This is a genomic window from Pseudoclavibacter sp. 8L, from assembly GCF_902506465.1.
Lineage (GTDB): Bacteria > Actinomycetota > Actinomycetes > Actinomycetales > Microbacteriaceae > Pseudoclavibacter.
This window is the reverse complement of the sequence record NZ_LR733208.1, coordinates 12,802-39,513: the sequence shown is the minus strand read 5'-3', so window position 1 is coordinate 39,513 and position 26,712 is coordinate 12,802. Positions and strand designations below refer to the sequence as shown.

Annotated in this window: 25 protein-coding genes; 9 read left to right on the top strand and 16 right to left on the bottom strand. The window is 69.5% G+C overall.

The window, feature by feature from the left end:
• Positions 1–31 precede the first annotated feature (31 nt).
• A complete protein-coding gene (locus GV007_RS18255) occupies positions 32–973 on the top strand; it encodes a LysR family transcriptional regulator (protein ID WP_160075161.1) in 942 nt (313 codons plus the stop codon).
• Positions 974–1,066: 93 nt separating this feature from the next.
• Positions 1,067–1,900, top strand: a complete 834-nt coding sequence (locus GV007_RS18250) for an aldo/keto reductase (RefSeq protein ID WP_160075159.1) — start codon at positions 1,067–1,069, stop codon at positions 1,898–1,900.
• 235 nt (positions 1,901–2,135) lie between these two features.
• On the opposite strand, the gene ypfJ is transcribed toward GV007_RS18250, so the two are convergent.
• From ypfJ to GV007_RS18235, 3 genes are all read right to left on the bottom strand, one after another.
• Positions 2,136–3,029 (bottom strand): KPN_02809 family neutral zinc metallopeptidase, encoded by an 894-nt coding sequence (ypfJ, locus tag GV007_RS18245; protein WP_160075157.1) that lies wholly within the window; start codon positions 3,027–3,029, stop codon positions 2,136–2,138.
• 134 nt (positions 3,030–3,163) lie between these two features.
• Positions 3,164–4,588: an aldehyde dehydrogenase family protein gene (locus GV007_RS18240; RefSeq protein WP_328809509.1), complete on the bottom strand. Its 1,425-nt coding sequence runs from the start codon at positions 4,586–4,588 to the stop codon at positions 3,164–3,166.
• Positions 4,585–5,670: a homoserine dehydrogenase gene (locus GV007_RS18235; protein ID WP_160075155.1), complete on the bottom strand. Its 1,086-nt coding sequence runs from the start codon at positions 5,668–5,670 to the stop codon at positions 4,585–4,587. The genes GV007_RS18240 and GV007_RS18235 overlap by 4 nt, the downstream gene beginning before the upstream one ends.
• 255 nt (positions 5,671–5,925) lie before the next feature.
• Here GV007_RS18235 and GV007_RS18230 point away from each other — a divergent pair, with 255 nt between their 5' ends.
• The 3 genes from GV007_RS18230 to GV007_RS18220 are packed head-to-tail and all read left to right on the top strand — an operon-like array spanning position 5,926 to position 9,407.
• A complete protein-coding gene (locus tag GV007_RS18230) occupies positions 5,926–7,440 on the top strand; it encodes an amino acid permease (RefSeq protein ID WP_160075153.1) in 1,515 nt (504 codons plus the stop codon).
• Complete coding sequence (alr, locus tag GV007_RS18225) at positions 7,437–8,603, top strand: alanine racemase (RefSeq protein ID WP_160075151.1); 1,167 nt, start codon at positions 7,437–7,439, stop codon at positions 8,601–8,603. The genes GV007_RS18230 and alr overlap by 4 nt, the downstream gene beginning before the upstream one ends.
• Positions 8,604–8,654: 51 nt before the next feature.
• The gene (locus tag GV007_RS18220) at positions 8,655–9,407 is read left to right on the top strand and encodes an IclR family transcriptional regulator (RefSeq protein ID WP_160075149.1); all 753 of its coding nucleotides are present in this window, start codon (positions 8,655–8,657) and stop codon (positions 9,405–9,407) included.
• A gap of 36 nt (positions 9,408–9,443) precedes the next feature.
• Here GV007_RS18220 and GV007_RS18215 read toward each other — a convergent pair whose 3' ends face one another.
• Positions 9,444–10,208, bottom strand: coding sequence for an IclR family transcriptional regulator (locus GV007_RS18215; protein WP_236558630.1), 765 nt, complete (start codon positions 10,206–10,208; stop codon positions 9,444–9,446).
• A 19-nt stretch (positions 10,209–10,227) separates the two neighbouring features.
• Complete coding sequence (locus GV007_RS19335) at positions 10,228–10,956, bottom strand: cyclase family protein (RefSeq protein WP_228502188.1); 729 nt, start codon at positions 10,954–10,956, stop codon at positions 10,228–10,230.
• Between the two features lie 547 nt (positions 10,957–11,503).
• Between GV007_RS19335 and GV007_RS18205 the strand changes: the two genes are divergently transcribed.
• Positions 11,504–12,001 (top strand): Lrp/AsnC family transcriptional regulator, encoded by a 498-nt coding sequence (locus tag GV007_RS18205; RefSeq protein WP_160075145.1) that lies wholly within the window; start codon positions 11,504–11,506, stop codon positions 11,999–12,001.
• Between the two features lie 29 nt (positions 12,002–12,030).
• On the opposite strand, the gene GV007_RS18200 is transcribed toward GV007_RS18205, so the two are convergent.
• The 10 genes from GV007_RS18200 to GV007_RS18155 all read right to left on the bottom strand — a co-directional run bounded on the left by GV007_RS18200 (position 12,031) and on the right by GV007_RS18155 (position 22,782).
• Positions 12,031–12,492, bottom strand: a complete 462-nt coding sequence (locus GV007_RS18200) for a flavodoxin domain-containing protein (RefSeq protein ID WP_104240202.1) — start codon at positions 12,490–12,492, stop codon at positions 12,031–12,033.
• A gap of 9 nt (positions 12,493–12,501) precedes the next feature.
• Entirely contained in the window at positions 12,502–13,848 is a 1,347-nt protein-coding gene (locus GV007_RS18195; protein ID WP_160075143.1) for an FAD-dependent oxidoreductase, read from the bottom strand.
• Positions 13,849–13,961: 113 nt separating this feature from the next.
• A complete protein-coding gene (locus GV007_RS18190; protein ID WP_160075141.1) occupies positions 13,962–16,055 on the bottom strand; it encodes an acyl-CoA dehydrogenase family protein in 2,094 nt (697 codons plus the stop codon).
• 195 nt (positions 16,056–16,250) lie between these two features.
• On the bottom strand, positions 16,251–17,444 hold the full coding sequence (locus GV007_RS18185) for an ABC transporter permease (protein ID WP_160075139.1): 1,194 nt from the start codon (positions 17,442–17,444) through the stop codon (positions 16,251–16,253).
• Positions 17,441–18,325, bottom strand: a complete 885-nt coding sequence (locus GV007_RS18180; protein WP_104240198.1) for an ABC transporter ATP-binding protein — start codon at positions 18,323–18,325, stop codon at positions 17,441–17,443. The genes GV007_RS18185 and GV007_RS18180 overlap by 4 nt, the downstream gene beginning before the upstream one ends.
• A gap of 220 nt (positions 18,326–18,545) precedes the next feature.
• Positions 18,546–19,265, bottom strand: coding sequence for a response regulator (locus GV007_RS18175; protein ID WP_160075137.1), 720 nt, complete (start codon positions 19,263–19,265; stop codon positions 18,546–18,548).
• A gap of 104 nt (positions 19,266–19,369) precedes the next feature.
• Entirely contained in the window at positions 19,370–20,830 is a 1,461-nt protein-coding gene (locus tag GV007_RS18170; RefSeq protein WP_160075135.1) for a sensor histidine kinase, read from the bottom strand.
• A gap of 46 nt (positions 20,831–20,876) precedes the next feature.
• Positions 20,877–21,359: a hypothetical protein gene (locus tag GV007_RS18165; RefSeq protein WP_160075133.1), complete on the bottom strand. Its 483-nt coding sequence runs from the start codon at positions 21,357–21,359 to the stop codon at positions 20,877–20,879.
• A 131-nt stretch (positions 21,360–21,490) separates the two neighbouring features.
• On the bottom strand, positions 21,491–22,309 hold the full coding sequence (locus GV007_RS18160; protein ID WP_160075131.1) for a M48 family metalloprotease: 819 nt from the start codon (positions 22,307–22,309) through the stop codon (positions 21,491–21,493).
• A 74-nt stretch (positions 22,310–22,383) separates the two neighbouring features.
• A complete protein-coding gene (locus GV007_RS18155; protein WP_104240193.1) occupies positions 22,384–22,782 on the bottom strand; it encodes a BlaI/MecI/CopY family transcriptional regulator in 399 nt (132 codons plus the stop codon).
• A gap of 177 nt (positions 22,783–22,959) precedes the next feature.
• On the opposite strand from GV007_RS18155, the gene GV007_RS18150 reads away from it, so the two are divergent.
• Genes GV007_RS18150 through GV007_RS18140 form a run of 3 tightly spaced genes read left to right on the top strand, consistent with a single transcriptional unit; the run spans position 22,960 to position 26,302 of the window.
• Complete coding sequence (locus GV007_RS18150; RefSeq protein WP_160075129.1) at positions 22,960–23,523, top strand: ECF transporter S component; 564 nt, start codon at positions 22,960–22,962, stop codon at positions 23,521–23,523.
• Positions 23,520–25,436 (top strand): ABC transporter ATP-binding protein, encoded by a 1,917-nt coding sequence (locus GV007_RS18145; RefSeq protein WP_236558628.1) that lies wholly within the window; start codon positions 23,520–23,522, stop codon positions 25,434–25,436. The genes GV007_RS18150 and GV007_RS18145 overlap by 4 nt, the downstream gene beginning before the upstream one ends.
• Complete coding sequence (locus tag GV007_RS18140) at positions 25,433–26,302, top strand: energy-coupling factor transporter transmembrane component T (protein WP_160075125.1); 870 nt, start codon at positions 25,433–25,435, stop codon at positions 26,300–26,302. The genes GV007_RS18145 and GV007_RS18140 overlap by 4 nt, the downstream gene beginning before the upstream one ends.
• Positions 26,303–26,333: 31 nt before the next feature.
• Here GV007_RS18140 and GV007_RS18135 read toward each other — a convergent pair whose 3' ends face one another.
• Entirely contained in the window at positions 26,334–26,669 is a 336-nt protein-coding gene (locus tag GV007_RS18135) for a hypothetical protein (RefSeq protein ID WP_160075123.1), read from the bottom strand.
• Positions 26,670–26,712 lie beyond the last annotated feature (43 nt).

Genomic DNA, 26,712 nt, shown 5'->3' with positions numbered 1-26,712 from the left:
GCCGGGGGCGCTTCAGTCCTAGACTGAAGCTATGTATGATCGCCGATCCGCGGACCTGCCAGACTTCCGCGGACTCGCGGCGTTCGACGCAGTGCTCGCGGCGGGCTCCGTCTCAGCCGCGGCGACGGCACTCGGCTGGAGCCACCCGACCGTCGACCACCACCTGAAGCGCCTCGAGCAGCAGGCGGGCACGAAGCTCCTCGAACGAGGCCCTCGGGGAAGCGTGCCGACCGCGGCCGGCACCGTGTTCGCACCTCGGGCCAGGCAGCTACTCGAGGGCGGACGCCGAGCATTTGCCGAGCTCGACGCCTGGCTCGACGACGAGCGACGCCTCGTCCGCTTCGGCATCTTCCCCACGCTCGGCGCCCTGGTCGTGCCCGGCATCCTGAGCCGCGCCGAACGGGAGCAGCTCAGCCTCGAGCTGACCCTCGACGAGTGCGAGCGCCTCGGCCGACAGCTCGAGCAGGGGCGACTCGATGCGGCGGTCCTGTTCCAGGCGTCCGACCTGCCGACGCCGCTGTCCCCCGAGATCACCACCACGCTCCTCTTCGCCGAACCGCTCTTCCTCGCCGTGCCTCGCGAGCATCCGCTCGCGACCGCCGAGCGACGGCAGCCGGTCCGGGAATTCGGCGAGCTGCGCGACGACCGCTGGGCCTTCGGCGCCTCCGGTGGAGACACGCTCGACGAGGCGACCCGGGAACACTGCAGGAGGGCCGGGTTCGAAGCCAGCACGGGGATGCGCTCGGACGACTACCCCGCGATCCTCGGGATGATCGCCGCGGGACAGCTGGTCGCCGTGGTCCCCGCCTCGGTGGCGAGCTGGCACGACGACGCGGTGGCATTCGTGCCCATCGATCCCGCGACGCTCACGCGTGAGGTGGTGCTCGCGACGCGCGAGGAGCCACCGGCAGGCCTGCGCGCGGCCATCACGGAGGCACTCGAGGACCTCCACTCCCCCACGCCAGCTATCTGATGGCATCGACGCGGCGCCGCGCGTCACGGTCGGAAACCTCCCGAGCGCACACCCTAGGCTCGATTTGTTCTGACAAATGACGGAAGGCGAACAGTGACCAGCAACGTTCCTGCACTCGGGCTCAACGACGGCACCACGATCCCCGCGATCGGCTTCGGCACCTACCCCCACGCGGGCGAGGACTCGGCAGACCCCACGCGCGAGGCGCTTGCGCTCGGCTACCGCCTGCTCGACACCGCCATCAGCTACGACAACGAGGAAGCCGTCGGCCGCGGGATCCGAGCCTCCGAGGTGCCACGCTCCGAGATCGTCGTGACGAGCAAGATCCCCGGCCGCTTCCACGGCTACGACGAGACGCTCACGGGCTTCGACGAGTCGATCGCGCGCCTCGGCCTCGAGCAGCTCGACCTGCTCCTCATCCACTGGCCGCTGCCGCGCCTCGAGAAGTACGTCGACACCTGGCGGGCCCTGGTGCAGCTGCAGAAGGACGGGCGCGTGCGCTCCATCGGCGTCTCGAACTTCACGCCGGAGCACCTCACGAGGATCGCCGACGCGACGGGTGTCACACCTGCCGTCAACCAGGTCGAGCTGCACCCGTTCTTCCCACAGGCGGCGCTTCGCGCGTTCCACGCCGAGCACGGCATCGTGACGGAGGCGTGGAGCCCGCTCGGTCGCGGCGAGCTGCTCGAGCACCCGGTCGTCGCCGAGATCGCCGCCGCGCACGAGGTGTCGCCGGCGCAGGCGATTCTGCGCTGGCACGTCGAGCTCGGCTCGGTGCCGATCCCGAAGTCACGGTCCACCGAGCGCCAGGCGAAGAACCTCGACATCTTCGGCTTCCAACTCGACGATGCTGAGGTGGATGCGCTCTCCGCCCTCGAGCGCGGACGCATCTGGGGCCAGGACCCGGACACGCACGAGGAGTTCTAGGCGGGAGCTCTCGCCGGCACCTCGCGGTGGCGCATCCGGCCGCCGCTGGCCAACTTCCGGGACGAGCCGCGGCCTCGGGCCGCGCCCGTCACTAGCTGCGCGCGCTCATCACGCAAGTTGGCCACTCCGAGGAGCGCGCCGAACCGCCGGGAACAGGTGTGGCCCGGTGCGGCTCATCTCACGATGGGCGGCACCGGGCCACGATGCTGTGCGCCGGCGCGACGCGCGACGGACGCTAGAGCTGGCTGCCGCTGACCGCGAAGGTGTCGCAGGCGCCGGTGCCCTGCTCGTAGCCCGTGACGAACCAGTTCACGCGCTGCTCGCTCGTGCCGTGCGTGAACGACTCCGGGTTCACCTGGCCCTGCTGGCCCTGGATGTGGTCGTCGCCGACGGCTGATGCTGCCGACAGGGCGACGTCCACCTGCTCGCGTGTCGGCGGCTCGAGGAGCGTGACGTCGTCGGCGGTCTCGGTGGTCGCCGCGGCGCCCAGCCAGGAGCCGGCGAAGCAGTCGGCCTGCAGCTCGATGCGCACCCCGTCAGAGGTCGGCCCCGTGTCCGTGCGATTCGTGTTGTCGAAGACACCCATCTGGTGCTGGATGTGGTGACCCCACTCGTGCGCGACGACGTACATCTCCGCGAGCGGCCCCTCCTTGGCACCCAGCTGCGAGGTAAGCAGCTGGAAGAACGACGTGTCGACGTACATGGACGAGTCGCCTGGGCAGTAGAACGGGCCGACCGCGTTGGACGCGGTACCGCAGGCCGAGCTCGTCTGGCCCTCGTAGAGGATGAACCCGGGCTGCTCGTACGTGACGCCGACGGCCGCGCTCTCGGTCTCCCAGAAGTCGGCGAGCGAGTTCTGCACGCCGACCATGCGGCACTCGATCTGCGCGTTCGCGTCAGCGCCGGTCTGGCAGGCTTCGAGGCCGGTGCCCTCGACCTGCTCCTGCGACTGCTGGCCCGTGTCGACGCCGCTGACGAGCCCCGTCAGGTCGACTCCGAGGAACTGCGAGGCGAGGAACGCCACGATGAGCAGGCCGATCGAGCCGCCGCCGATCGCGGCGGTCTTGGCCCCCCGGCCGCGCTTCTGCACGCCGCTCGTGTCGAGCTTCGCGTTCTCGTTGAAAGTCATGCGCGCAATCTACTCCGCTGGGCGGCCGGTCGGGGCGCTGTTCGGCGAGCGTTCCCAAACCGAGGCCGAGTGGCGAGCGGATGCACACGCCGACTGCATCCGCTCGCCCTCGGTCACGGCGCCCCGCGATGCGGTCACTCCAGGATGCCGACGACCTTGGTCTGCGTCATGTCCTCGTAGGCGAACCGGACGCCTTCGCGCCCCATGCTCCCGTACTTCGCGCCACCGAACGGCATCGCGTCGAAGCGGTAGTCGGAGGAGTCGTTGACCATGACGGCTCCGGCGTCCAGCTCGCGAGTCGCCCGCATCGCCGTCGCGAGACTGCCCGTGAAGACCGCAGCGTGCAGCGCGTACTCGGGCTCGTTGGCGAGGTCGACTGCCTCCTCGAAGGTGGAGAAGGACTCGATGACGACGATCGGTGCGAAGGCTTCCTCCGCCCACACGCATTGCTCGCGAGGAACGTCGGTGAGGACGGTCGGCGGGAAGATGTGCCCTTCGGCGCGACCGCCGAGGAGCAGCTCGGCCCCCGCGCGAACCGCGGCCTCGACAGCTTCTTCCGCCGATCGGGCGGCGGCGATGCTGATCATCGGGCCCACGTCGGTCGTCTCCTGCCTGGGGTCACCGAAGGTGAGCTCGGAGGCGGCGGCGACGAACGCCGCGCGGAAGCGCTCGACGATCGATTCGTGCACGATGATGCGCTGCGTGCCGATGCAGTTCTGCCCCGCTGCCCAGAAGGACCCCGAAACGCAGCGTCCGACGGCAGCTTCCAGGTCGGCATCAGCGAAGACGAGCACGGGCGCGTTGCCTCCCAGCTCCATGGCGATCTTCTTGATGCCGGCGGAGGCGGCGATCGCCTCGCCCGTCCGGAACCCTCCCGTGAAGGACACCATGCGGACCTCCCTGGCCGAGACGAGCGCCTGCGACAGGCGACGGTCGCCGTGCACGGTGGTGATCACCTCCGCCGGAAGGCCAGCTTCGACGAGCAGGTCGACGAGGAGCCTGGCGGTCAGCGGCGTGAGCTGCGACGGCTTGAGGATGATGGCGTTTCCCCCGGCGATGGCGGGGCCGATCTTGTGAGCGACGAGGTTGAGCGCGTCGTTGTACGGCGTGATGGCGACGATGATGCCGAGCGGCTCCCGCGTGAACCATCCCGTGCGAGTCTCCTCGCCTTCGTAGGCGTCGAACGGAATCACCTCGCCCGCGTTGCTGCGGGCTTGGGCAGCCGACAGCTTGAGGGTGTTCTGGCAACGCGAGACCTCTTTGCGTGCCTGGCGAATGGTCTTCCCGGCCTCCGCGACGATGAGGTCGGCGACGGCTTCCGACCGGTCACGGAGGAGGTCCGCGGCGCGCTCGAGGACGCTCGCTCGCTCGTGCCGCGATAGGCACTTCGCCACGAGGCTGCCGGCCCGCGCTCGGGCCAGTATCTCGGGGAGGTCTTCCGCGAGGTGCTGCTGGACCCCGCCGACGACGGCTCCATCGGCAGGGCTCGTGACGACGAGCTCCTCCCCCCGGGCCGCGAGCGTGCGGTGCTCTCTCGAGAGCGATGACAGGGCGGTCACAGCGTCGCCCCGAACAGCCCGACGAGCTCATCTTCGGGGGCGACGCGCTGCGACGCCGCCCTGTCGATGGCGACGAGGTCGGAGATGAGCGCGTAGGCCGTCTCCACTCGCCCTGCTCCTGGACCGGCCACGGTGACCTGGCCGAGCAGGTCCGTCGTGAACGTCACGGCGTTGGTCGGGCCGGTGATGCCGGCGAGTGGATGCTCCGCGCTGAGCGCGACGGGCCGCACGCGCGCTTCCACCCCGCCCTCTGCGGTGCGCGTCGCCGAGCCGACGAGCTTCCACCTGAGGCCCTGAGCCGCGGCTTCCACGATGTCCGCATCGGTGATGCCGGAGATCCCCTCCGTGACGATCTCGGTTGTCGGCACGTCGACGCCGAGGACCTGCTGCGCGAGGATGGCCACCTTGAGCCGCACATCCGACCCTTCGATGTCCGCAGTCGGGTCGGCTTCTGCGTACCCGAGCTGCTGCGCTTCAGCGATCGCGGCTTCGAGCGAGACGCCAGCCTCGCGACGGCCGAGGACGTAGTTGCTCGTGCCGTTGAGGATGCCCTCGACGGAGGTCACGGTGAGCGCCGGGAGCATCTGCTGCGCGAACCGGAGGATCGGGGTTCCGCTGAGCACGGAGCCCTCGAACTCGAACGCCAGCCCTCGTGTCGCTGCGAGCGCACTGAGCGACGCGGCGTGGAGGGCCACCGGCCCCTTGTTCGTCGTGGTGACGTGCTTGCCGGATTCCAGTGCCCACCTGACGTGGGAGGCCGCCGGCTCTCCGTCACTCGGGTTCGTGAAGGTGGCCTCGACGACGATGTCCGCCGTGCAGCCCTGGATGACCTCTCGATTGTTCGGTTCTGCCGATCCGCCTGGGAGGCCCCCGAAATCGGAGCCGCGGGGCAGCGCGAGGACATGTTCGAGGTCGATTCCGCCCGGCTGCACCAGCGATCCGAAGGCGAGGTCGGTGATGGCGACGACTCTGAGGGTGAAGCCGAGCTGGGCGGTCAGGCGTGCAGCGTCGTTGCTGATGATCTCTGCGAGGGCTCGGCTGACGCCGCCGAACCCGATGAGGGCCAGATCGTAATTTCTCACGGTGTCTCCTTGTGTGTTCTAGGTGCCCTCAGCCTGGGTTGCAGTGGCGGCAGCGCGATGCTGTCTTTTCGCTGCTCGTGACTGCCGTTCTGCTCGCCGCGCTGCCCATGTGCCTGACGCATGCTCGGCCTCTTGTGTCGGCTCAGTTCGGCGAGATACTTGGGAATTACCTCCAGAGGATGCAATATAGGCATCAACGCGTGGCTATGTTGCACACTGCTCCTCGACCGCGACACAGAACTCAAAGGTGAGCCCATGTCCCCCTCAACGCACAAAGAGCTGCCCAACTCGCTCCCGCATACGACGTCGACCCAAGTGCCCCTGCGCAAGCTGCAGCGATCCATGGGCGCGCGTCACCTCGTCATGATCGCGCTCGGCGGAGTCATCGGCTCTGGCCTGTTCCTGAGCTCCGGCTACACGATCTCGCAGGCTGGCCCCCTCGGCGCCGTCCTCGCCTACGGCATCGGCGCCGTCGTCGTCTACCTCGTGATGACCTGCCTGGGCGAGTTGGCCGTCGCCTACCCGGTCTCGGGCGCCTTCCACATCTACGCGGCCCGGAGCATCAACCCGGCAACCGGGTTCACGACCGCCTGGCTCTACTGGCTCTGCTGGGCCGTCGCCCTCGGCTCCGAGTTCACCGCCGCTGGGATCCTCATGCAGCGGTGGTTCCCGGGCGTCGACGTCTGGATCTGGTGCCTGGTGTTCGCCGCCGCACTCTTCGGCATGAACGCCATCTCGGCGCGCGTATTCGGAGAGTCGGAGTTCTGGTTCTCCATCGTCAAGGTCGCAGCCATCGTCGTGCTCATCATCCTCGGCGGCGCCGCCATCTTCGGCTTCGCCCCATTCGGCGGCCCGGCAGCCGAGCACGGGCCCCTGTTCTTCACGAACTTCGAGACCCCGGATGGCCTCTTCCCGACCGGCATCTCCGGGGTGCTGGTGACCGCCCTCGCCGTCTTCTACGCCTTCAGCGGCTCCGAGCTGATCGGCGTCGCGGCCGGCGAGACGAAGGACCCAGCGAAGAACATCCCCCGCGCCCTCAAGTCGACGGTGCTGCGCCTCGTCATCTTCTTCATCGGCGCCATCACGGTCATCGCGGCCATCGTGCCGTACGAGGAGACCGGCGTGACCGACAGCCCGTTCGTGACCGTCTTCGAGTACATCGGCATCCCGTTCGCCGCCGACATCATGAACTTCGTCATCATCACGGCGCTGCTCTCCGCAGGCAACAGCGGACTCTTCTCCTGCGCGCGGATGCTCTTCTCCCTCGCCGAGGAGGGGCACGCGCCACGGGCCTTCACGAAGCTCACCCGGCGAGGCATCCCCCTCACGGCCCTCAGCGTCAGCATGCTCGGCGGGCTCGCCTCGCTCATCTCCAGCGTCATGGCACCCGAGACGGTCTACCTCGTCCTCGTCTCCGTCGCGGGCTTCGCCGTCGTCGCCGTCTGGATGTCGATCGTCGCGTCCCAGTTCTTCCACAGGAGAAAGTTCGTCCGGGCCGGCGGCGACGTCAGCACCCTGGCCTACCGGACCCCGCTCTACCCGTTCGTCCCGATCCTCGCATTCGCACTCCTCAGCATCTCGATCGTGGCGATCGCCTTCGACCCGAATCAGATCGCCGCGCTGTACTTCGGCGTGCCCTTCGTCATCGCCTGCTACGTCGTCTTCTGGTGGCGATACACGCGCCGAGGCGCGAAACCTGCGCTCCTCGTCGACGAGGAAGCCGCGTACCCCGCTGAAGAGCTGGACACACCGAGGAGCCACACGTCATGACCACCGCGATGACGGCGGAGCCGGTCTGGGTTGAGATCAACCTCGACGCCATCCACCACAACCTTCGGGAGATCAAGCGAGAGCTCGCCGGCGACAGCACGCTCTGCGTCGTGCTGAAGTCCGACGCCTACGGGCACGGCATCGATCTCGTCGGCCCCGTCGTCATCGCCCACGACATCGAGATGCTCGGCATCTCGAGGAACCGTGAAGCCGCCCAACTCCGCGCCCTTGGCTTCACGGGGCGTCTCCTGCGGCTGCGTTCAGCGCAGCCGCAGGAGATGCAGGCGGGCACCGCCTGGAGGATCGAGGAATGGATCGGTGGCTTCCCCCACGCGACCGCCGCGTCGGCCGTCGCCGTCGCCGCTGGGCGGAGCATCCCGGTGCACCTCTCCATCAACTCATCCGGGATCTCACGTGACGGCATCGACGTCTCCAGAGGCGCAGGACTGGCGGAGCTGCGCGCGCTCGCCTCGCTCCCAGGCCTCGACGTTCGCGGCATCGCGACGCACTTCCCCCAAGAGGATGTAGACGACGTCCGAGCGGGCACCGCACGGTTCGTCGCCGAATCCGAGGTCATCCGCGCAAGTCTGGCCCAGCGAGGCGCGCGTTCGCCGATCGATCGGCACTGCGCCACCTCCTTCGCCGCGTTCACGGTCCCGGAGTCGAGACTCGACCTCGTGCGGATCGGCGCGGCACTCTACGGCGACACGGCCGCCGACCCGAAGCGTTTCCGGACGGCGATGGCGCTCAAGTCGCGCGTCGCGGCCGTCAACGGCTACTCGCGCGGCGAGAGCGTGGGCTACAACCGCGCACATACGCTCGCAAGGGACTCCGTCCTCGCGACGGTTCCGGTGGGATACGGCGACGCCTACCCCCGTGACCTGAGCGGTCGAGCCGAAGTCCTCATCCGCGGCAAGCGCGCTCCCGTCATCGACCTGCTCGCCATGAACTGCCTCACGATCGACGTCACCGAGGTGCACGGCGTGTTCCCCGGCGACGAGGTGGTCCTCTACGGCCGACAGGGCGGCGAGGAGGTGACCGGCGCCGACCTGGAGCTCGCACACGGGCACCTCGCCGCCGACCTCTACACGGCGTGGGGAAGAATGCTCCCGCGGAAGGCCACGGGTGTGCACGCCCTGGAGCATGCCACGACGCTAGGCTGAAACGTCACGACCACTGAGTTACCCAGTAGCCCCAAGAGACGGGAGCCTCGCATGCACCAGCAGTCGTCGCTCTCCCAGGGCCTGCAGCTGCTCGCTGCGGCGACGCAGCGCGAGGCGACGGGACGCAGCGCGTTCACCGTCTCGAGACTGGCCGATCACACGGGGCTCGAACGCAGCCGAGTGTCGCGACTCACTCAGGAGCTCGTCCAGTTGGGCATGCTCGAGAAGAACAGGGACCTCGCCTTCCGGCCGGGCCGCCGCCACTTCGAAGTGGCCGCAGCCCGCCAGATGCCGTGGCTCCGGGAAGCTCGTCGAGAGCTCCGTGGGCTCGTCTCCGCGTTCCAGGTGGATGCCCGGATCTCGGCGTCGCTCGGAGACAGGGCTCTGCTCCTGAGGTTCGAGTCGCCCGCGTCCGGCGCCAGCACCTCCGTCCGCCCGGGGATGGTGACGCCGATCTGGTGCACGGGAGCCGGCAGGGCGTTGCTCTGGGATGCGTCCACGGATGAGCTCCAGACGCTGCTTGGGAACGCGCAGTTCGTCGGAGTCGGCGGTCCGAGAGCCCCCTACTCGGTGGCAGACCTCTCCGAACGACTGACTCGCGATCGCGCGACTGGACATATCGACGCGTTCGAGGAGTTCGAGCACGGGACCTCCGACCTGGCCGCTCCGATTCGCGGCGAGGATGGGGCCATCGTCGCTGCCCTGAGCTGTGTGTCGCGGGCACTCCCGGAGGCGACCCAGCCGCGTCTCGTCGCGGCCATGTCGGCGGCGGCCGATCGCCTCAGCGCGCTCGCCGCTTCTTGAGCACCGCGAGCGGATGCGCGCGGGAGCACGCGATCCTCAGCGCGCTGGAGCGGCGAGAATCGTGGACAGCGTCAGGGCGCAGTCCCGAACGGCCGCACCGAGCTCTGCCGTCTTCGGTCGCAGCCGTTCGCGCGTGCCGACGATCTGCACGGCGGCGACCACCTCACCGCGGAAGTCGTACACCGGCGCCCCCACGGAGTACAGGCCAGGTTCGGCCTCCTCATCCACGATCGAGTAGCCGCGCTCGCGCGCAGCGGTGAGCCTCGCCAGGAACTCCCCCAGGCTGGCCGCGGCGTTCGGGCCCGCGGCCCGGAACTCGGTCGCGGCGAGCACCGCGGCGATCTCGTCGTCGCTGGCATCCCACAGCACCCCCTGCCCCGCGTCCGAGCAGAACGCAGGGTAGGGACGCCCGAGCCATGACCCGATCATGCGCGCAGCCGTCGGGAGCGCCTCCACGATCGTCACCGTGCTGTCACCGCTCAGCACGCCGATGAAGCAGGCCTCGCGCGTCGCCTCGGCAAGCTCTTCGAGCAGCGTGAGTCCGTCAGTCTGGAGGCGACGATCGGTGAGCTCCTGAGCGGTGGCGTAGCCCCGCCAGCCGAGCTGATAGCTCCGATCCTCGAGCCTCGTGACCGTCCCCTCCTCCGTGAGGAACTTGAGCGTCCGAGACACCTGCGAGCGGTCACGGTCGAGCATCGCCGCGACCTGCGCGACGGTCGCTCGGTGCGGGGCCACGCTCGTGAGGTCGGCGAGGGTCGTGAGCACGTCGAGCGCCCGCCCCATGCTCGAGTTGGAGTCCACGCGGCCAGCCTAGCGACGCTCAGTGGATGGCGAAGACGCGCGCCGGGAATCCGCTGCCGCCCAGGGGCTTGGGCCAGGTCGCGACCACGGCCGCCCCCGCCGCTGGAACGCGGTCGAGGTGCGCCATGAGCTCGATCTGCCAGCGGTCCTGCTCCAGCAGATACCGCTCGAGACTGAAGTCGCCCACCGAGGTCGCGGAGCCGGGATCGGTGTCGGTCTGCTCGTGACCGACCGCCGCGACATCACGCTGGGTGACCAGGAACGTCAGCACCTCGCGACTCCACCCAGGCACGTGGCTGACCCCGTCAGCGCCCGCGTTCGCCATGGCCGACATGTCAGGCCACCGCTTGCTCCAGTCGGTGCGAAGCGCAACGAAGGACCGGGCGGGGATCCTCCCGTGCTCGCTCTCCCAGAGCTCGACATCCTGCAGCGTCGGGGTCGCATCGGGATCGACCGCCGCGCGGGCGCTGATATCGAGCACGACCAGGGGGAGGATCATCTCGTCGACGGCCAGCTCGTCGAGGCTCCGTCCGCCCCGTGCGAAGTGCGAGGGCGGGTCGACGTGCGTGCCCCACTGGCCGATGATCGAGTACCGGTGGGCCGTGAAGCCGTCGCCGCTCTCGAGGGAGAAGATCTCCGTCCGCTCTTCGTCGGGGAACGCAGGAAAGCGCGGCTGCCCGGCATGGAAGGCGTGGGTGAGGTCGGTGAAGGTGCGGCCGAGCAGCACCGAACGCAGCTGGGGCCACAGATCGCTGCGGGCGGCAGGAGGCTCGTCTCTGGCGCGCGAGACGAGCGTCACGCCCTCGGTGACCTCGATGACCGGGACCTCCCACGGATGGACCTCGACGATTCGCTCGAGGATCTCCGTGAGTCGGTGGGAGCCCAGCTCGCTCTCGACGTGCGTCGTCACGGCGAGCGTCGGGGAGATGGTGCGCTCTCCCGCGGATCCGAGCGTCGGCTGCGCCCCTGGGCCGACGGTGAAGCCCTCGAAGCCGATCGACACCTCCGTCACCGTCTTGTAGTCGCCGAAGTCCCCGACCTCCGGGAACGACGAGAGGGCGTCCCTGAGGGGCCGCACGTCAGAACTGTCTGCGAAGACCGTGGCGTTGCCAGCGACGACCTCGGCGAACGTCTCGGGCCGCACGGGCCAGTAGATCCGGATCCTGCTTCGAACCGTCGTGCTGAGAACCATGGTGTTCCTCTCCTGTGACGCGCCATCGCGTCATTCTCGTCCCGCGCCCATGCCATATAACCACGCGAGAGTGCTAATGTCACACTCAAAGAGGGAGCAGACAATGACGATGCGACCACGCGACGACATCGACGCGCAGTTGCTGCGCGAACTCACGAAGAACGCGCGAACGCCGCTGGTGACCCTCGGCAACAAGGTGCGGCTCTCCAGGAACGCCGTCAAGCAGCGCATCGAGCGACTCGAGCGCGACGGCGTCATCGAGGGCTACACCCTGGTTCGGGGACACGACGCCGGCAGCCAGGAGACCCCGATCTCGGCGGTCCTGTTCGTGTACCGCTCCGACCGCATGCGCGGCTCCGACGTGCTCGCCGCCCTGGCACAGGTCCCCGAGGTCACCCGGTGCGACATCCTGACGGGCGACTACGACCTCTTCGTCCTGCTCGAAGCGCGATCCGTCGAGCGCATCAAAGAGGTCTGGGAGAGCATCGCCGCGATCCCCGGAGTCTCGGACACCGTCACGTCGCTCTCGCTCTCCACCGCCATCCGCCGCTCTCCCCCAGCGCCTGCCGGACACACACCGCCGCCCATCGCAGATGCGTGATGGGCGGCGGAAGGTCGGTCAGGCGCGCGCTACGCGTCGATGCCGGCCGCTTCGAGCGCCGCGAGCAGCGTCGGCAGCCAGGCGAGCGCCGCGTCGCTCGCCGTCTGGCGCGAGCTGGCGTCGTGGCGACCGTACTCGCCGACGCGCTGCGCGCCGAGCTCCGTCATGAGCCGGTCGATGTGCTCGCTCCCCTGGCTGTAGGTGTCCGAGTAGGTGGTGTCGCCCATCCCGAACATGCCGTAGCGGTACCCGTCGAGCGCGGGACGGATCGCGTCGAGCTCCTCCCAGAAGGGCAGGGCACCGCTCGGGAGCTCTCCGTCGCCGTGCGTCGAGCAGACGAAGAGGTAGAAGGTGCCTTCCTCGAGCTCTTCCGGCTCGAAGACGGACATGTCCTCGACCATGACGTCGCGGTCCGGCATGGCGTCGGCGAGGTCACCGGCGACGAGTTCGGCGTTGCCCGACTCGGTGCCGTAGAGGATGACAATGCTCATGTACTGCTCCTAGGTGTTGCTTGCGGGGTGGGGGTCTTGGACACTCGCACGACCGGCCTCGGCGTGCGCGTCGGAGGAGTCGGCCTCGGCTCGGCCGCGTGCGATGCGCAGCAGCGTTTCGGTGTTCTGCTCTTTGGCTCGCACGCGCCCCGGGCCAGCCTGGCGCTGCTCGTGCTCGTCGATCGTGCTCCACTCGGCGAAGCTCACGGCGCTCTCGTCGAGCCGCTCGAGCAGCGCCGCCCGCTCATCGTGCGGTTCGTGCGCCGCGGATGCGAGCCACGCGTCGACCTCTCGCGCGACCGTCTGGCCCTCGGCACGACTCTCGGCGATGGTGCCCTTGGGGCCCCGTCTCGCCCAGCCCGCCGCGAAGACATCGTCTTCGTGACCGAGGAGCGCGTGCAGGAGGTGCGCGTCGCCGCGGTGGAAGCCGACGGCCGTGATGACGGAGTCGACGTCGATGGATGCGGGCTCGGCGCTCGTCGAGGCGGCGAGCGCCTCAGACGCGCCCGGTCCGGCGAGCGACAGGCGGAGGATCTCGCCGTCCCGCGTGAGCGCCACCGGCGCGACACCGAGCCGAAGGCGCACCGTGACCCGCGGGTTCTCCGGCTGCGGTCGGTCAAGGAGGCCAGCGAGGGCGACAGCCTGTGCGGACCGATTCGACGTGTCCGCCAGAGAGCTGTCGTCGACGCCGAAGGCCTCGACGCGGACGTCGTCGATGCGCCCGAGCTCGGCGAGCAGGGAGGGCGTGAACTTGGCGTCGTCGATGCCTGCCCGCCCGAGCACCTCGATGATCTGCAGACCGCCAGCTGCAGCGTCGAGCAGCGGCGAGTGCACGTCAGAGCCCTCGAAGTCGGTCTCATGCTTGGCGAGCAGGCGCACGACGTCGATCGCGACATTGCCGTTCCCGACGACCGCGACCCGACTCCCCAGCTGCGGCAGCGAGATCTCGTCGCCTGGATGCTGGTTGAGGATGCGCATGAACCGACCCGCGCCGATGACCCGCTCGTCGTCGAAGCCAGGAAGCGGCAGCTCCGCATCCGCGTGCAGTCCCGTGGCGACGACCGTCGCGTCGAACGCGCTGCGGACGGCATCGAACTCGACGTCCCGCCCCACCTCGACGTTGCCGAGGAAGCGCACACCCGAGCGGGTGAACAGGCGATCGAACTGCCGGGTCACGGCCTTCGTGCCGACGTGGTCCGGGGCGACGCCGTAGCGGATGAGCCCGTACGGCACGGGCAGTCGCTCGAACATGACGATCTCGACGTCGCGGCGCAGCTTGAGCAGCGCCTGCGCCGTGTAGCAGGCCGACGGGCCGCTGCCGATGATCGCGACGGCACGTCGGGGTTCAACGGTCATGCGGTGATGCTCTCCTCGACTCACGGGGCGCGGGAAACGCTCCGCCGAGTATCGCACCTCGACCCAGGCCGCCGCTTCAGGTTGGCGGGCGGCCGCGACTCGGCGTGCGACCGTCAGGCGTTGGCACCCGCCTTCTGCTGCTTGAGCTTCTCCTCAGCACGCATTGCCTTCTCTTCCACCGGGGCGGTGCCCGATTCTCGCTGCGCGCGCATGTAGGCGCGTGCTTCGTCCTGCCGCTCGCGCTCAGCGCCGGAGGCGATGGAGGCGCGGATGTGCTCTGGCCCGTAGCCGAAGGAATCGACGAGGTCAGCGGCATGCGGCCGCAGACGCGCGATGAGGCGCTCCCTGTAGGCGGAGACGGCCTGCGCGCGGGGCACGGAGAGCCGACCCGACATGAGGTACCAGGCGAGGTTCTCCTCGATGAGGCCCAGGCCGAAGAGATCTCGCAGCCACGTGAGCACCTGGCGGGTCTTGCCTTCCGGCATGGTGGTGATCGCGTCGGTGAACGCCTCCCACTGCAGGAGCTGGCCGTGTGCGCGGGCCGCTTCGATGAGCGTCGGCTGGTTGCGGTTGAAGAGCGCGGCCGCCTCGGCCTTGGACAGCTTCTTGGCGTTGCGCAGCTTGGCGGCGATCTCGGAGACGAGGGTCTCGACGCGCGCCGTCAGCAGCTCGTGCTGCGTGGCGGGCTGGCGCAGCCAGCCGACGGACCGCGCGCGGCTGCCGCGGTCGAGGACGATCTGGCCGATGCCCCGGAGCCCGGAGCCCGAGTAGACGCGTTCGGCGGTCTGCTCGGCGATGATGCGCGTCACCTGCCCCCGGTCCGCACCCTTGAACTGCTCGGCGTAGTCGCTGAGCAGGCGCTTGCCGACAAGCTGCAGCAGCACGTGGTTGTCGCCCTCGAAGGTCGTGTAGATGTCGAGGTCGTGGCGCAGCTGCGCGACGCGGTTCTCGGCGAGGAAGCCGGCACCGCCGCAGGCCTCGCGGGCCTCCTGGAGGGTATCGATGCCGTGCCAGGTCGAGAGGGGCTTGAGCGCCGCTGCGAGGGTCTCGAGGTCCTCCCGGTTCTCGGGGGTGTCGAGCTCGCCGGAGAAGACGCCGTGGAACTGCTTGAGGAGATTCTCGTGCGCGAAGCTGAGCGCATACGTGGTCGCGAGACGCGGGATGAGCCGCTTCTGATGCATGCCGTAGTCGAGCAGAACTGTCTCCTCGCCATCGCCACCCGCGAACTGCCTGCGCTCGTTCGCGTAGGTGACCGCGATCTTGAGCGCGACCTTCGAGGCGGCCACCGAGGCGCCGTCGAGCGAGACGCGACCCTGCACGAGCGTGCCGAGCATCGTGAAGAAGCGACGCCCAGGGCTCTCGATCGGCGAGCTGTACGTGCCGTCCTCGGCCACGTCGCCGTAGCGGTTGAGGAGATTGCGCCGAGGCACCCGCACTTCGGTGAAATGAAGTCGGCCGTTGTCGATGCCGTTGAGGCCGCCCTTGACGCCGTCGTCCTCACCGCCGACGCCGGGCAGGAAGCCGCCATCGTCGTCGCGAATGGGTACGTAGAAGGCGTGGACGCCGTGCTTGACGTTCTTCGTGATGAGCTGCGCGAAGACGACCGCGGCCTTGCCGTGCAGCGCCGCGTTGCCGAGGTAGTCCTTCCAGGCCCCGCGGAACGGGGTGTTGATGACCCACTCCTGCGTGCCCTCGTCGTAGCTCGCGGTCGTGCCGATCGAGGCGACATCCGAGCCGTGGCCCGTCTCGGTCATGGCGTAGACGCCCGGCACCTCGAGGCTCATGATGCCGGGAAGGAACGTGTCGTGGTGGTACTCGGTGCCCAGGTGCATGACGGCTGAGCCGAACAGGCCCCACTGGACGCCCGCCTTGATCTGCAGGCTCGGGTCTGCCACCACGAGCTCCTCGAACGCAGCGATATTGCCGCCGTGGTTCTCGCCGCCGCCGAGCCGCTTCGGGAAGGCCAGGTTGACGGCCCCCTCCTCGACCAGGATGCGCAGCTGGCCCATGACGCGGTCACGATGCTCGGGCATGGGCAGAGCCGGATCGCGCCAGAGCTCGGGCCGGGCCGAGTTCGCTCGCGCGCGCAGCCGCTCTTCCGGCCAGGTGCCGAGCAGCTGCTGCGACAGCCAGCCGACATCGATGCGGCTCTGCTCGAGAGCGACAGGCTCGTCGAGTTCCGGATCGTTGATGCTGATGTCAGACACGGATGCTCCTTTGCAACGTTCGGGGGTGCATCCACGCTAAGACGGGCCACCGACACTCGCCATTTCCCAGTGGGAGGGCACGACAATCACGCGCCACTCGAGCCCCCGAATTGCACACTTCATACAACTCAGCGGGCCAAGCGTTAGCTTGACCCGCCAGAGATGTCGGTGAAACCGGTGCGATTCAGACCTCGGCTACCCCTTGAGGGCGTCGCTGAGCTTCACGCGCCCGCCGATGCGCAGGATCGAGTTCTCGTAGATCCGGGCACCGATCATGATCGACACGGCACTCGTCGCGATGAGGATCACAAGCGCCAGGATCGGCTCCCACCACTCCGCCTGACCGAGCACTACCCGGAGCGGCATCGCGATCGTCGCCGAGAAGGGGATGTAGCTGAGGATCGTCATGAGCAGCGCGTTGCTGTTGAACAGGATCACGAGCATGTACGGGATGAGCATGAGCATCATGAGCGGTGTCGTGACGCTGCCCACCTCCTCCTGCCTCGAGACCATCGCGGAGGCGCCGGCGTAGAGGGTCGCGATGAGCACGAACCCGAACACGAACAGCACGAGGAACCAGATGAAGCCGGGCCCGATGAGCGAGAACAGCGCGCCCTGCCCCGTCGCGGCGAGCGCTATCGCCGCAGCCGCCAGGATCGCGGCGACCTGGATGAGCGCGAGCACGCTGTTGCCGATGACCTTGCCCGCCATGATGACGCGGGGCGTGACCGTCGAGAGCAGGATCTCCACGATGCGCGACTGCTTCTCCTCGACGACGCTCTGCGCGATCGTGTAGGCGTAGCCCATAGCGGCCATGAAGTAGAGCACACCGAACGCGACGGCCATGATGTAGCCGAGCGCGGGGTTCACTTCGGGCGCCTGCAGCGAGAACGACGCCGGCACCTGGGCGAGCGCCATGGAGTCCTCGGTCGGAACGCCGTCGAGACCGACGAGGACGAAGGCCCCGTCGCCGAGGTCGCCTGCCGGCTGCCCGTCGCCCGTGAAGAGCTCGAGGCTGCGCGCGTCCGTCGGCGTCAGCACCGCGTACTCGACGTCGCCGTCCGTCACGAGACGGGCCGCCTCCTCAGCGGATGCGACCTCCGTCGTCTCGAGTCCGGCCGCTGCGGCCACGGACTGCGTTCCCGAGACGGTCGCCACCTTCGTCGCGCCGCCCCCGATGGCGTCGCCAAAGAGCGCGACGGCGACGATGCCGCCCGCGACGAGCAGCAGCGTGACGAGGAACGAGATCTGCTGGGCGCGCGAGCGGGCCTGCACGAGGATCTCGCGCTTCGCGATGAGCTGGATGCCCTTCGCCGAGCTCAGGCCGAACTGTCGCGGCGGCGTCGAGACGCCCCGCTGCTGAGCCTTGGTGTCCTGTGTTCTTGTCATGCGACGACCTCCCGGTAGATGTCGGAGAGCTTCACGATGTGGCGGCCGAAGCCGAAGACGGGGCCCCGGTCGAGTGCGGTGCGGAGAATGCGCTGCGCAGTCTCGCCGGAGTCAGCGACGAAGATCGCATCTCCTCGGTCGAACTCGAGCACCGTGATGCCCGGCTCGTCGCGCAGCCAGCCTGCGTCGCCCGCGAGCGAGATACGGTGCATGCCCTCGGAGTGCCGCTCCTGCAGCTCGTTCCGGTCGCCGCTCGCCCTGATGGCGCCGCCCGAGATGATGACGAGGTTGTCGCTGAGTCGCTCCACCACGTCGAGCTGGTGGCTCGAGAAGAGCACGGGCACTCCGCGAGCAGCGAACCCCTGCAGCGTCTCGAGGACAACCTCGACGGCGAGCGGGTCGAGTCCTGAGAACGGCTCGTCGAGGATGAGGATCTCGGGCTCATGCGCGAGGGACGCCGCGATCTGCGCGCGCTGCTGATTACCCAGCGAGAGGTCTTCGACGTTGTCGCCCGCCCGCTCCGTCAGACCCAGATCCTCAAGGAAGCGGTCTGCGTTGCTCGCAGCCTCCCTGGCGCTCAGGCCGTGCAGCTCCGCGAAGTACGTGACCTGCTCCTTGACCTTCATCTTCGGGTAGAGGCCGCGCTCTTCTGGCATGTATCCGAAGCGGGCACGGTCGGTGACGGCGACGGGCCTGCCGCTGATGGTCACGACGCCCGAGTCCGGCTTGACGACGCCGAGGATCGTGCGCATCGTCGTGGTCTTCCCCGCCCCGTTGCCGCCGACGAAGCCCGTGAGCTTGCCCGGCTCGACCGTGAAGCTCACGTCGTCGAGCACCTTGCGGTCTCCGTAGGTCTTGGAGATGTTCTGGATCTCGAGCATCACCCCTCCTGTCTCGCGCGACATCCGCCGCACCGTCTCTGCGCCCGTCCACCTCTGGGCCTGATGGAAACGCTACGGAGATCGGCCGCAGGAGGGATCGGCCGTGCGACGGAACTGCCCTCGCTCGGCGTTCATCCGCTCGGGTGAGGAGGTGGCGACCACGACGGAACCGGCGAGCCCGGCTGCGCGATGCCGCGCACCCGGCCGCGCACACCCGCCGCTATTCGACGGGGGCGACGACTCCCACGTTGTAGGCGAAGATCACGGCGTGGATGCGGTCGCGCACGCCGATCTTCGCGAGCAGGTTCGAGACGTGCGTCTTCACGGTCGCCTCGGAGACGAAGAGCCGCTGCGCGATGTCCGCGTTGCTGAGGCCCTCCGCGATGAGGGCGAGCACCTCCCCCTCCCGGTCGGTGAGGCTCGCGAGAGCGGGATGCTCGGCGGCGGACTGCGAAGCTGGCACGGCCTGGAGCGCATTCGCCGGCTGGAACGGCGCGCCCTCTGCAGGGTCCTGCAGCATGCCGGCGATCACGCCGCGGGTCACCTGGGGGTCGAGCAGCGCGTCACCGGAGTGGACGACCCGCACTGCCTCAACCAAGGTCTCCGGCGGGGAGTTCTTGAGCACGAAGCCGCTGGCCCCCGCGCGAAGCGAGTCGCGGACGGCGGCCTCGTCGCGGAAGGTCGTCAGCATGAGCACTCGCGGCACGGCCCCTCCGAGCTGCATGATCTCGCGGGTCGCGGCGATCCCGTCGAGGACCGGCATCTGCACGTCCATGCAGACGAGGTCGGGGCGGAGCTCGGCGACGACGGAGACAGCTTCGCGGCCGTCGGTCGCCTCGCCGACGACGACGATGTCGGGCTCCGACTCGAGAATGAGCTTGAACCCCATGCGGACGAGCTGGTGATCGTCGACCAGCACGACGCGGATCTTCTCAGACACTTGGCCTCCTTTGGCACCCGCCGGAGCGGTGTCGTTCTCGTGACCGTATCGGGGCGAGGTTACCGGGAGCTTGCCGATCGGTGCTGGGACACGGTCGCATGATGTCAGCCCTGCCGCTCGTAGGGGACGCGGAGGAGCACTCGGAAGCCGCCACCGCCCCGCTTGCTCGTCGTGAGGTCGCCGCCAGCAGCCCTGGCGCGCTCGCGCATGCCGACGAGACCCAGACCGCCAGAGCCGTTCGCGCCCCTCGACGCCGCGGCATGCGCGAGGGAAGCCGGCCCGTCATCGGTCACGTCGAGCTCGACTCCGCGCTCGAGGTAGCGGAGTCGCACATCGGCGGGCGCATCGGGACCCGCGTGCTTCCGCGTGTTCGTGAGGGACTCCTGCAGCACCCGGTAGACGGCGATGCCGGTCAGGGGCGACACCGGCCGGGGCTCGCCGAAGGTGCTGAACTCCACTCGCATGCCGGCCCCGCGCAGCTCCTCGATGAGCGCTGGCACCTGCTCGATCGTGTGCGTCGAGGGGGCGGATGCGCCGGATTTCGCTCCGGAGGCACCGTCGTTCTCGCGCTGGCCGCCGTCGGCCGACTCCGCGTCAGCGTCAGCGTCAGCGTCAGCGCTGCGCAGCGTCGTCAGCAGCGAGTGCAGCTCGTCGATCGCGACTCGTGCGCTCTGCTCGACGCCGAGGAGCGCCTGCTGGGACTTCTCCGGCGAGGTCTCCGCCGTCCGGCGCGCTGCTGCTGCTTGCAGGCCCATGAGCGAGACATGATGCGCGACCACGTCGTGGAGCTCCCGCGCGATGCGGACGCGGTCGAGGCGGATGGCCTGCTCCTCGACGAGGCGACGCTCGTCGGCAAGCGCCGCCATGTACTCCTCGAGCTCGCGCGTGCGCTCCTCGAGCGCCGCCCGCTGGCCAGCCCTCCTGAAGTCGGAGTTCCCGAACCAGAACGCGCCGATGAAGTACAGCACGTTGATGAGCAGGGTGTAGGCGCCGAAGACGCTCGTGATCCAGTTCTCGCTGTCGCTGCCATCCGAGAACGAGAACACGAGCGTGGCGCGAGTGAGGGAGTCGACGAGCGCCCACACGATCATGCCGATCGTGATCCCGATGCGGAGCAGCGTCACCAGGGCACGCTGGTTGCTCCATGCTCCCGCGGTGAAGAGCACCAGGAAGTAGCCGATCTGGGTGACGATCGTGTCGAGGTACGTGAAGGCGAATGCCGAGACGAACGCAACTGTGCAGAGCACGAGCATCCACAACGGGAAGCGGCGCCGAAGCGCGATGGCGACCCCGTACATGGCGGGGACGAGGAACATGCCGACCAGCGCCGAGGCGGGGTCGGAGTCGTGGAGGATCGCGCCGACCTCTGCCGGATCTGCGCCCTTGCGCAGCTCGAGCACGGCCCAGTTCGAGAAGGCCATGAGCGCGACGGCGACCAGCGCCACGACGATGTCGGTGCGCAGCGCGCGAGGCGACGGCCCCGGACGCTTCCAGTCGGCGGGATGCTCGGCATCGATGCCCTGCAGCCGCTGCCACAGCTCGCTGCCACGTGCTGACGAGATCATGCGGCCAAGCGTAGGTGCGGGCTCCGACATTCGGCGCGCGAGCGCATCAGTCGAGGAGCCCCGTCGGCTCGGCCGGGAGGCGGCGCCAGGCGGCGTGCAGCCAGATCGCGCCGACGACGCCCGTGCCGAGGCCCACGACCAGCTGCACCGTGCCCGTCGGGCTCGCACCGGTGATGGCGAGCACTCCGGTGAGGAGCAGGCCCGTGACCGCAAGCACCGACAGGATGCTGCCCGCCGTGCGGGCCCCCTCCGCGCGCTTCCGCCTCGGCGAGCCGAGCAGCTTCCAGATCGCACCGTAGCCGACCACGACGACGACGAGCGTGACCGCGAAGCTCAGCACGCTCGCTGAGCGGAACTCGGCCTCCTGCTGCCAGTTGGCGAGCGCGCCGGCTGCGATCATCACGGCGAGCAGAATCGTGAGCTTGCGCAGCCTCGAGACCCGGGACGGCGTGAGCGCGCGCTCTGGCTCAGCGTCGCGCGCGACGTCGTAGCCCGGGCGTGGTTCTTCGAACGGGGTGGAGTCAGGCATGACCCAAGCCTCCCACGTCGAGCACCCGCGGCCGTGTCCGTCCCGTCACAGAACGGATTCGAACACCTGGATGCGCGTCCAGCTTCGCCAGCGATCGACGTGAGCTGAGAGCCCTCCCTGCCTCGCTGAGCTCAGGCGTCGAGGCTCGGCGCTGCTCCGGTGGTCCGCGTGCGGAGCCTCCGCGCGCGCTGCACGAGCACGTCGTCCTCGGCGCCGGCACCCGCGAGCGCCTGGAGCGCACCGGCGAGTGCATCCGCACCGGCTTCGTTCGCGGCCGCGTCGTCGGCGATGAGCTCGATGAGCAGCGACGTCGCACGCGACAGATTCTTCGCGCCGGCGTACCGCGGCAGGCAGGCCTCGTTGACCTCCGCGAGGCGCTGCGCGAGGGCGTGGAAGCGCATCAGGTGGCAGCGCTCGTGCGCCACGACGGCCTCGAGCTGCTCGCGCGTCAGCAGTTCCACGAGGCCGCTCGACACGATGACGACCGGCGCACGCCCCGCGGCCGCGAGAGCGTGGGGCACTGGCGAGTCGACGAAGCGCACGAGCGCTCCGCCGATTCGCTCGTCCCGGTAGGACAGCACGCGCGCGGCGTCTCGGAGCTCGTCGTTCGCGCGACGGCCGTCGGCGAAGGCACGACCGGACCGGCGCGTCACGATGAAGCCCCAGCCGAACATCGCGATCAGGCCGGCGCTCGCGAAGACGGAGGCGAGTGCGATCTCGAATCCGCTCAGCCAGCTTCCCTCATCGTGCTCCCAGGTGAGCACCGCGACGACCGAGAGGGCGACGGCCGCGAGCAGGGCGAGCGAACCGCCGACGACTGCCCCGTGCCAGAGGCCGAGGGCGAGCTGCGGGTGTCGCACCTGCCAGGTGCCGCGCGTCAGCAGCGAGGGTGCGGCGAGCATCGTGAACACCGCGAACACGAGGCACACGAGGGCAGGGATGATCCACATCGGAGATCACTCGCGCTCGGGCAGCACGCCCGAACGCCCTCTCGGAGCCATGGTGAAGGCCAGTCCGGCTCCGGCTAGCTGGCCGTGGCGGCCTCGGAGGCCGCGGCAGGCGCGTGCTGGAGGGCGGCACGCAGCAGGTCGGCGTCGCGGGCGTCGAGGTTGCCGGCGAACTTCAGCAGTGCGGCCTCGCGGCCGTCGATGGTCTTGAGGGCGTTGAGCATGGCTCGAGACGCGTGCTCCGCCTCGCTCTGCGTGGCAGCGAAGCGGATGCCCCGCTGCTCGTGGCCGACACGGGCGACATCACCCTTGGCCCTGAGCCGGTCGAGGGCTGTGAGAATGGTCGTGGAGGCGGGAACCCGGCCCGGGAAGCGGTCCTGGATCTCGCGCGCGGTGAGGGGTTCCGCCGCTGCCCAGAGGAGCCGGAGCACGACGAGTTCGAGCTCACCCCGCGCTCGAGTGCGAGTTCCTGGCATTGTGCTGCTCCAATTCTTGTCGCGGTGGTGCCATGGGGAGCGTCACCCAGGCATCCGCGAATCTCCAGGCTATCAAGCCCGGCGGCCTGTCGCGCGACTCGCTCTACATTTTGTAGACTTGGGTCAGCCCGTGAGCCCAGCGGGACCGTATCCCGCTGAGGGAAGGCGTGGAGCCCAATGAGAACCGTCAGCACTCGTCTGCTCATGAGCTGTGCCGCGATCGGCGTCGCCGGCGGCGTGGTGTTCACCGTCAACGCCTACATCGGCGGCGCGGTCTCGAACCTGCTCCCGCTGGTCTACGGGCTCACGATCGGCCTCTACTTCATTCCGGGGGCCTTGGCCCAGGCGCTCTACCGTCGGCCTTGGGTCGGCCTCATCACCTCTGCCCTCGCCGGGCTCGTCGCAAGCCCGTTCCAGCCGATCGCCTTCGGGGCGTTCCTCATCGGCCTCGGCATCGGCGTCCTGCAGGAGCTGCCGTTCCTCATCACCCGGTATCGGCGCTGGCAGGCCTGGCTGTTCCTCGCGGGTGCGGCCTTCGCCGGCCTCATCATGACCGCGGCCGCGTTCCGCATCCTCGGGGGCGGCGACTACGACGTGCTCGGCACGGTGCTGCTCATCGGCAGCTTCTTCATCTCGCCTCCGCTCTGCACCATGATCGCCGTATGGCTCGCGAAGCAGCTCGACCGAGCGGGCATCGGCCGCGACCTGCGCCTCGCCGAAGACCGCAGAGCAGCCAGGTGACGACCCCGCTCCTGCGAGTCGAGCACCTCTCCGTCACCCACTTCGACGCTCCGGCCGCGCGCCCCCACGACGTCTCCTTCTCGATCTCGCGCGGCGAGGCCGTCCTGCTGCTCGGCCCGTCCGGCTGCGGGAAGTCGACTCTCGCGAGAGCACTCAACGGGCTCATCCCCCAGTCCCTCGGAGCCGAGGTGGCTGGCCGCGTCCTGCTCGCCGAAGCGGAGCCAGATCCGGAGCCCGCTTCTCCTCAGCAGTCGGACCCGAGCGCCGACTCCGAACCTGGCTCCGGGTGGCAGGATGTCGCCGAGCTCGGCGTCGCAGCCGCCAGCCAGCAGGTCGCTATGGTGTTCCAGGATGCGGATGCCCAGATCGTCACCGGGCAGGTCTTCGACGAGGTCGCCTTCGGCCCGGAGAACCTGCGGCTGCCCGTGCCGGAGATCGAGGAGCGCGTCGAACGGGCGCTCTTCCAGCTCGGCCTCTGGGACCGCCGCGAGGACTCCCCCGACATCCTGTCCGGCGGGGGACGGCAACGGCTGGCTATCGCGAGTGCCCTCGCCATGGGCTCGCCGCTGCTTGTCCTCGACGAGCCGACCGCGAACCTCGACCAGGCCGCGAAGCAGTCCATCTACCTCGCCCTCGGCGAGCTCGTGCGCGCGGGCACGCACGGCCTGCTGCTCATCGAGCACGACCTCGACGAGGCCCTGACCATCGCCACGCGCGTCATCGTCCTCGACGCCGAGGGGCGACTCGCGTTCGACGGCACACCACGCGAGGTCTTCGGGCAGAACGCTGCACGGCTGCGCGAGCTCGGCGTGTGGTTCCCGGTCGCACACGAAGCTGCGGCGTGCTTCACGGCTGCAGGCTGGGACCTCGGCCCCGGCCCCCTGCCCCTGCTCGGCAGCGAGCTCGCGCGGCGTCTCGAGCGGGTGGATCGCACATCGCTGCCCGACTCCAGCGGCAGCGGCCCGCGTCGGCGCGCGTTGACGGCTCCTGCGGAGCCTGAAGCGGGTGCCGGCGCCAGAGAGCTGCCACAGCAGTCGGACGCCCTGCCGAGCACGCGCCTGGCCGGGGAGCGCACTCCCGGGGAGCCAGCTCCCCGGCTCGAGACCCGCGCGCTCACGGTCACGCGGGGCCGCACACGCGTGCTCGGCCCCGTCTCGCTGAGCATCCAGCCCGGCTCGATCACGGCCGTCGTCGGCCACAACGGCGCAGGCAAGTCGACTCTGCTCCAGGCGCTCGCCGGAGTCCGCCGGGCGCCGCGCGGCGCGGTCCTCCTCGACGGACAGGACACGGCTCGCATGCGAGCGGGCGCGCTGCGCACGCGCGTCGGCTACGTCTTCCAGAACCCGGAGCACCAGTTCCTCACCCACACCGTGCGCGACGAGCTCGCCTTCGAGATCGAGCGCGGGGCGGCGGATGCGCAGACCCGCGTCGACGACATGCTCAAGCGCTTCGGCCTCGCGGAGCACGCAGACCGGCATCCGTTCCTCCTCTCGGGCGGACAGAAGCGAAGGCTCACGGTGGCCGCCGCTCTCCTCGACGGTGCCGACGTGCTGGTGCTGGATGAGCCGACGTTCGGGCAAGACCGCGCGCGGGCGGAAGAGCTCGTCGCCCTCCTGCGGGAGCTCCACCGGGACGGGGCGACGCTCGTGCTCGCCACCCACGACCTGCAGCTCGTCACGGAGCTCGCCACGCACCTGCTTGTCCTCGACGGCGGCGTGGTGGCAGCGCACGGCGAGGTGGACCGCGTCGTGGCCTCCGGGGCGCTCGAGGCCGCGGGGCTCGGCCTGCCGCCGCTGCCACGAGCGCTCGCCGGTGTGCACCGGCACTCCTACCTGCGCGGGATCACGTCGATCTCGCAGCTGGAAGCCGCGCTCGCTCGCCACCCGGACATCCACGACCGCGGTGCCTCATGAGTGGCACCGGAAACGCCCTCGTCTCGCGCCCGAGCGTCGATCGCTCCCGTCGGGACCACCTTCCGTGGCTGCACCGGCGCACGCCGCTCGTAAAGATCGCGGCGACGCTGCCAGCCATCGTCGCGATGTTCCTCGTGCGGGACACGTTCAGCCCGGCGCTCCTGATCCTGCTCTGCGGGCTGGTCATCCTCAGCGGCACTCGCCTGTCGGGACGCGGCACGCTGCTGCTGATCGTCGGCGTTCCCGTCGTGCTGGCCGTGCTCTCGGTGACGCTCGGCGTCTGGGTGGACCCGACCGTTGCGGCGGAGACGTCGAGTGCCGCTCCCCTGCTCGCGGCGGTTGGGCTCGATGGGACATCCACCATCTTCGAGATCGTCGGGCGCCCGTTCACGGTCGCCGCCTGGGCGACGGGTCTCGGCACGGCGCTGCGGCTCGTCGCCATCGTGCTGCTGTCGTTGGTGGGCGGCATCGCCACCGCCGGAGACGACTTCGTGCGCTCCCTGGTGCAGCACCTCCGTGTGCCCTACCGCTTCGGCTACGCGGCGATGGCGGCGTTCCGGTTCGTGCCGAGGTTCCAGTCGGAGCTCGACGTGATCCGAGCAGCTCGCCGCGTGCGCGGCATCGACCGCGGACGCGGGCCCATCGCGTGGCTGCGCTCGCAGCTGGACGTCGCCATTCCGCTGCTCGCGGGCGCTCTGCGGCACGCCGACCGGGTCGCCCTGTCGATGGATGCACGCGCCTTCGGGTTCGCGAGCACACGCACCGAGCGTCACGTCCTGCACACGGACACGGGCGATTGGGTGCTTCTGCCCATCGCCTGGGCGGCCACGGCCTTCGCGCTGCTCGCGCCGAGCCTGCTGAGCTGACGCCCCGCGCCGAGGCGCAGCAGCGCCCGCGCTACTCGGCGGTGTTCTGCCCGAAGTTGCTCTCGGCCACACCCGACTCGTCCGGGCCGGTTGCGAAGCGCGTGTCGTGCGCCTCCGCCTCCTCGACCTCCGCCTCGAGCTCCTCCGGGGTGTCGACCGGCTCCGGCTCGAAGAGCGAGCCCGCGTCGGGGAAGAGGTTGCCGTCGCCGTGCGCGCGCTCATTCTCGAGCTGCTCCGTGCTGATGCGAGCCGAGCTCGCCTGCGCCGCATGCTCACCGGCAGAGCCTTCGCCGTTCGCCGCGACGTCTTCGCCGGCACTCGCCTGGTCTGCCCGCGCCTGCGGGTCGTTCGCCTGCTGTTCGCTCATGGGCGCAACGCTACGCGGGCTTCATCAACGTTCAACGTGCGCC

Coding starts and splice junctions, on each gene's coding strand:
- GV007_RS18220 (WP_160075149.1), top strand. CDS start 8,655: ATGCACCAGCAGTCGTCGCTCTCCCAGGGCCTGCAGCTGCTCGCTGCG.
- GV007_RS18165 (WP_160075133.1), bottom strand. CDS start 21,359: ATGCCTGACTCCACCCCGTTCGAAGAACCACGCCCGGGCTACGACGTC.
- GV007_RS18205 (WP_160075145.1), top strand. CDS start 11,504: ATGACGATGCGACCACGCGACGACATCGACGCGCAGTTGCTGCGCGAA.
- GV007_RS18155 (WP_104240193.1), bottom strand. CDS start 22,782: ATGCCAGGAACTCGCACTCGAGCGCGGGGTGAGCTCGAACTCGTCGTG.
- GV007_RS18160 (WP_160075131.1), bottom strand. CDS start 22,309: ATGTGGATCATCCCTGCCCTCGTGTGCCTCGTGTTCGCGGTGTTCACG.
- GV007_RS18185 (WP_160075139.1), bottom strand. CDS start 17,444: ATGACAAGAACACAGGACACCAAGGCTCAGCAGCGGGGCGTCTCGACG.
- alr (WP_160075151.1), top strand. CDS start 7,437: ATGACCACCGCGATGACGGCGGAGCCGGTCTGGGTTGAGATCAACCTC.
- GV007_RS18195 (WP_160075143.1), bottom strand. CDS start 13,848: ATGACCGTTGAACCCCGACGTGCCGTCGCGATCATCGGCAGCGGCCCG.
- ypfJ (WP_160075157.1), bottom strand. CDS start 3,029: ATGACTTTCAACGAGAACGCGAAGCTCGACACGAGCGGCGTGCAGAAG.
- GV007_RS18170 (WP_160075135.1), bottom strand. CDS start 20,830: ATGATCTCGTCAGCACGTGGCAGCGAGCTGTGGCAGCGGCTGCAGGGC.
- GV007_RS18255 (WP_160075161.1), top strand. CDS start 32: ATGTATGATCGCCGATCCGCGGACCTGCCAGACTTCCGCGGACTCGCG.
- GV007_RS18180 (WP_104240198.1), bottom strand. CDS start 18,325: ATGCTCGAGATCCAGAACATCTCCAAGACCTACGGAGACCGCAAGGTG.
- GV007_RS18140 (WP_160075125.1), top strand. CDS start 25,433: ATGAGTGGCACCGGAAACGCCCTCGTCTCGCGCCCGAGCGTCGATCGC.
- GV007_RS18150 (WP_160075129.1), top strand. CDS start 22,960: ATGAGAACCGTCAGCACTCGTCTGCTCATGAGCTGTGCCGCGATCGGC.
- GV007_RS18135 (WP_160075123.1), bottom strand. CDS start 26,669: ATGAGCGAACAGCAGGCGAACGACCCGCAGGCGCGGGCAGACCAGGCG.
- GV007_RS18200 (WP_104240202.1), bottom strand. CDS start 12,492: ATGAGCATTGTCATCCTCTACGGCACCGAGTCGGGCAACGCCGAACTC.
- GV007_RS18230 (WP_160075153.1), top strand. CDS start 5,926: ATGTCCCCCTCAACGCACAAAGAGCTGCCCAACTCGCTCCCGCATACG.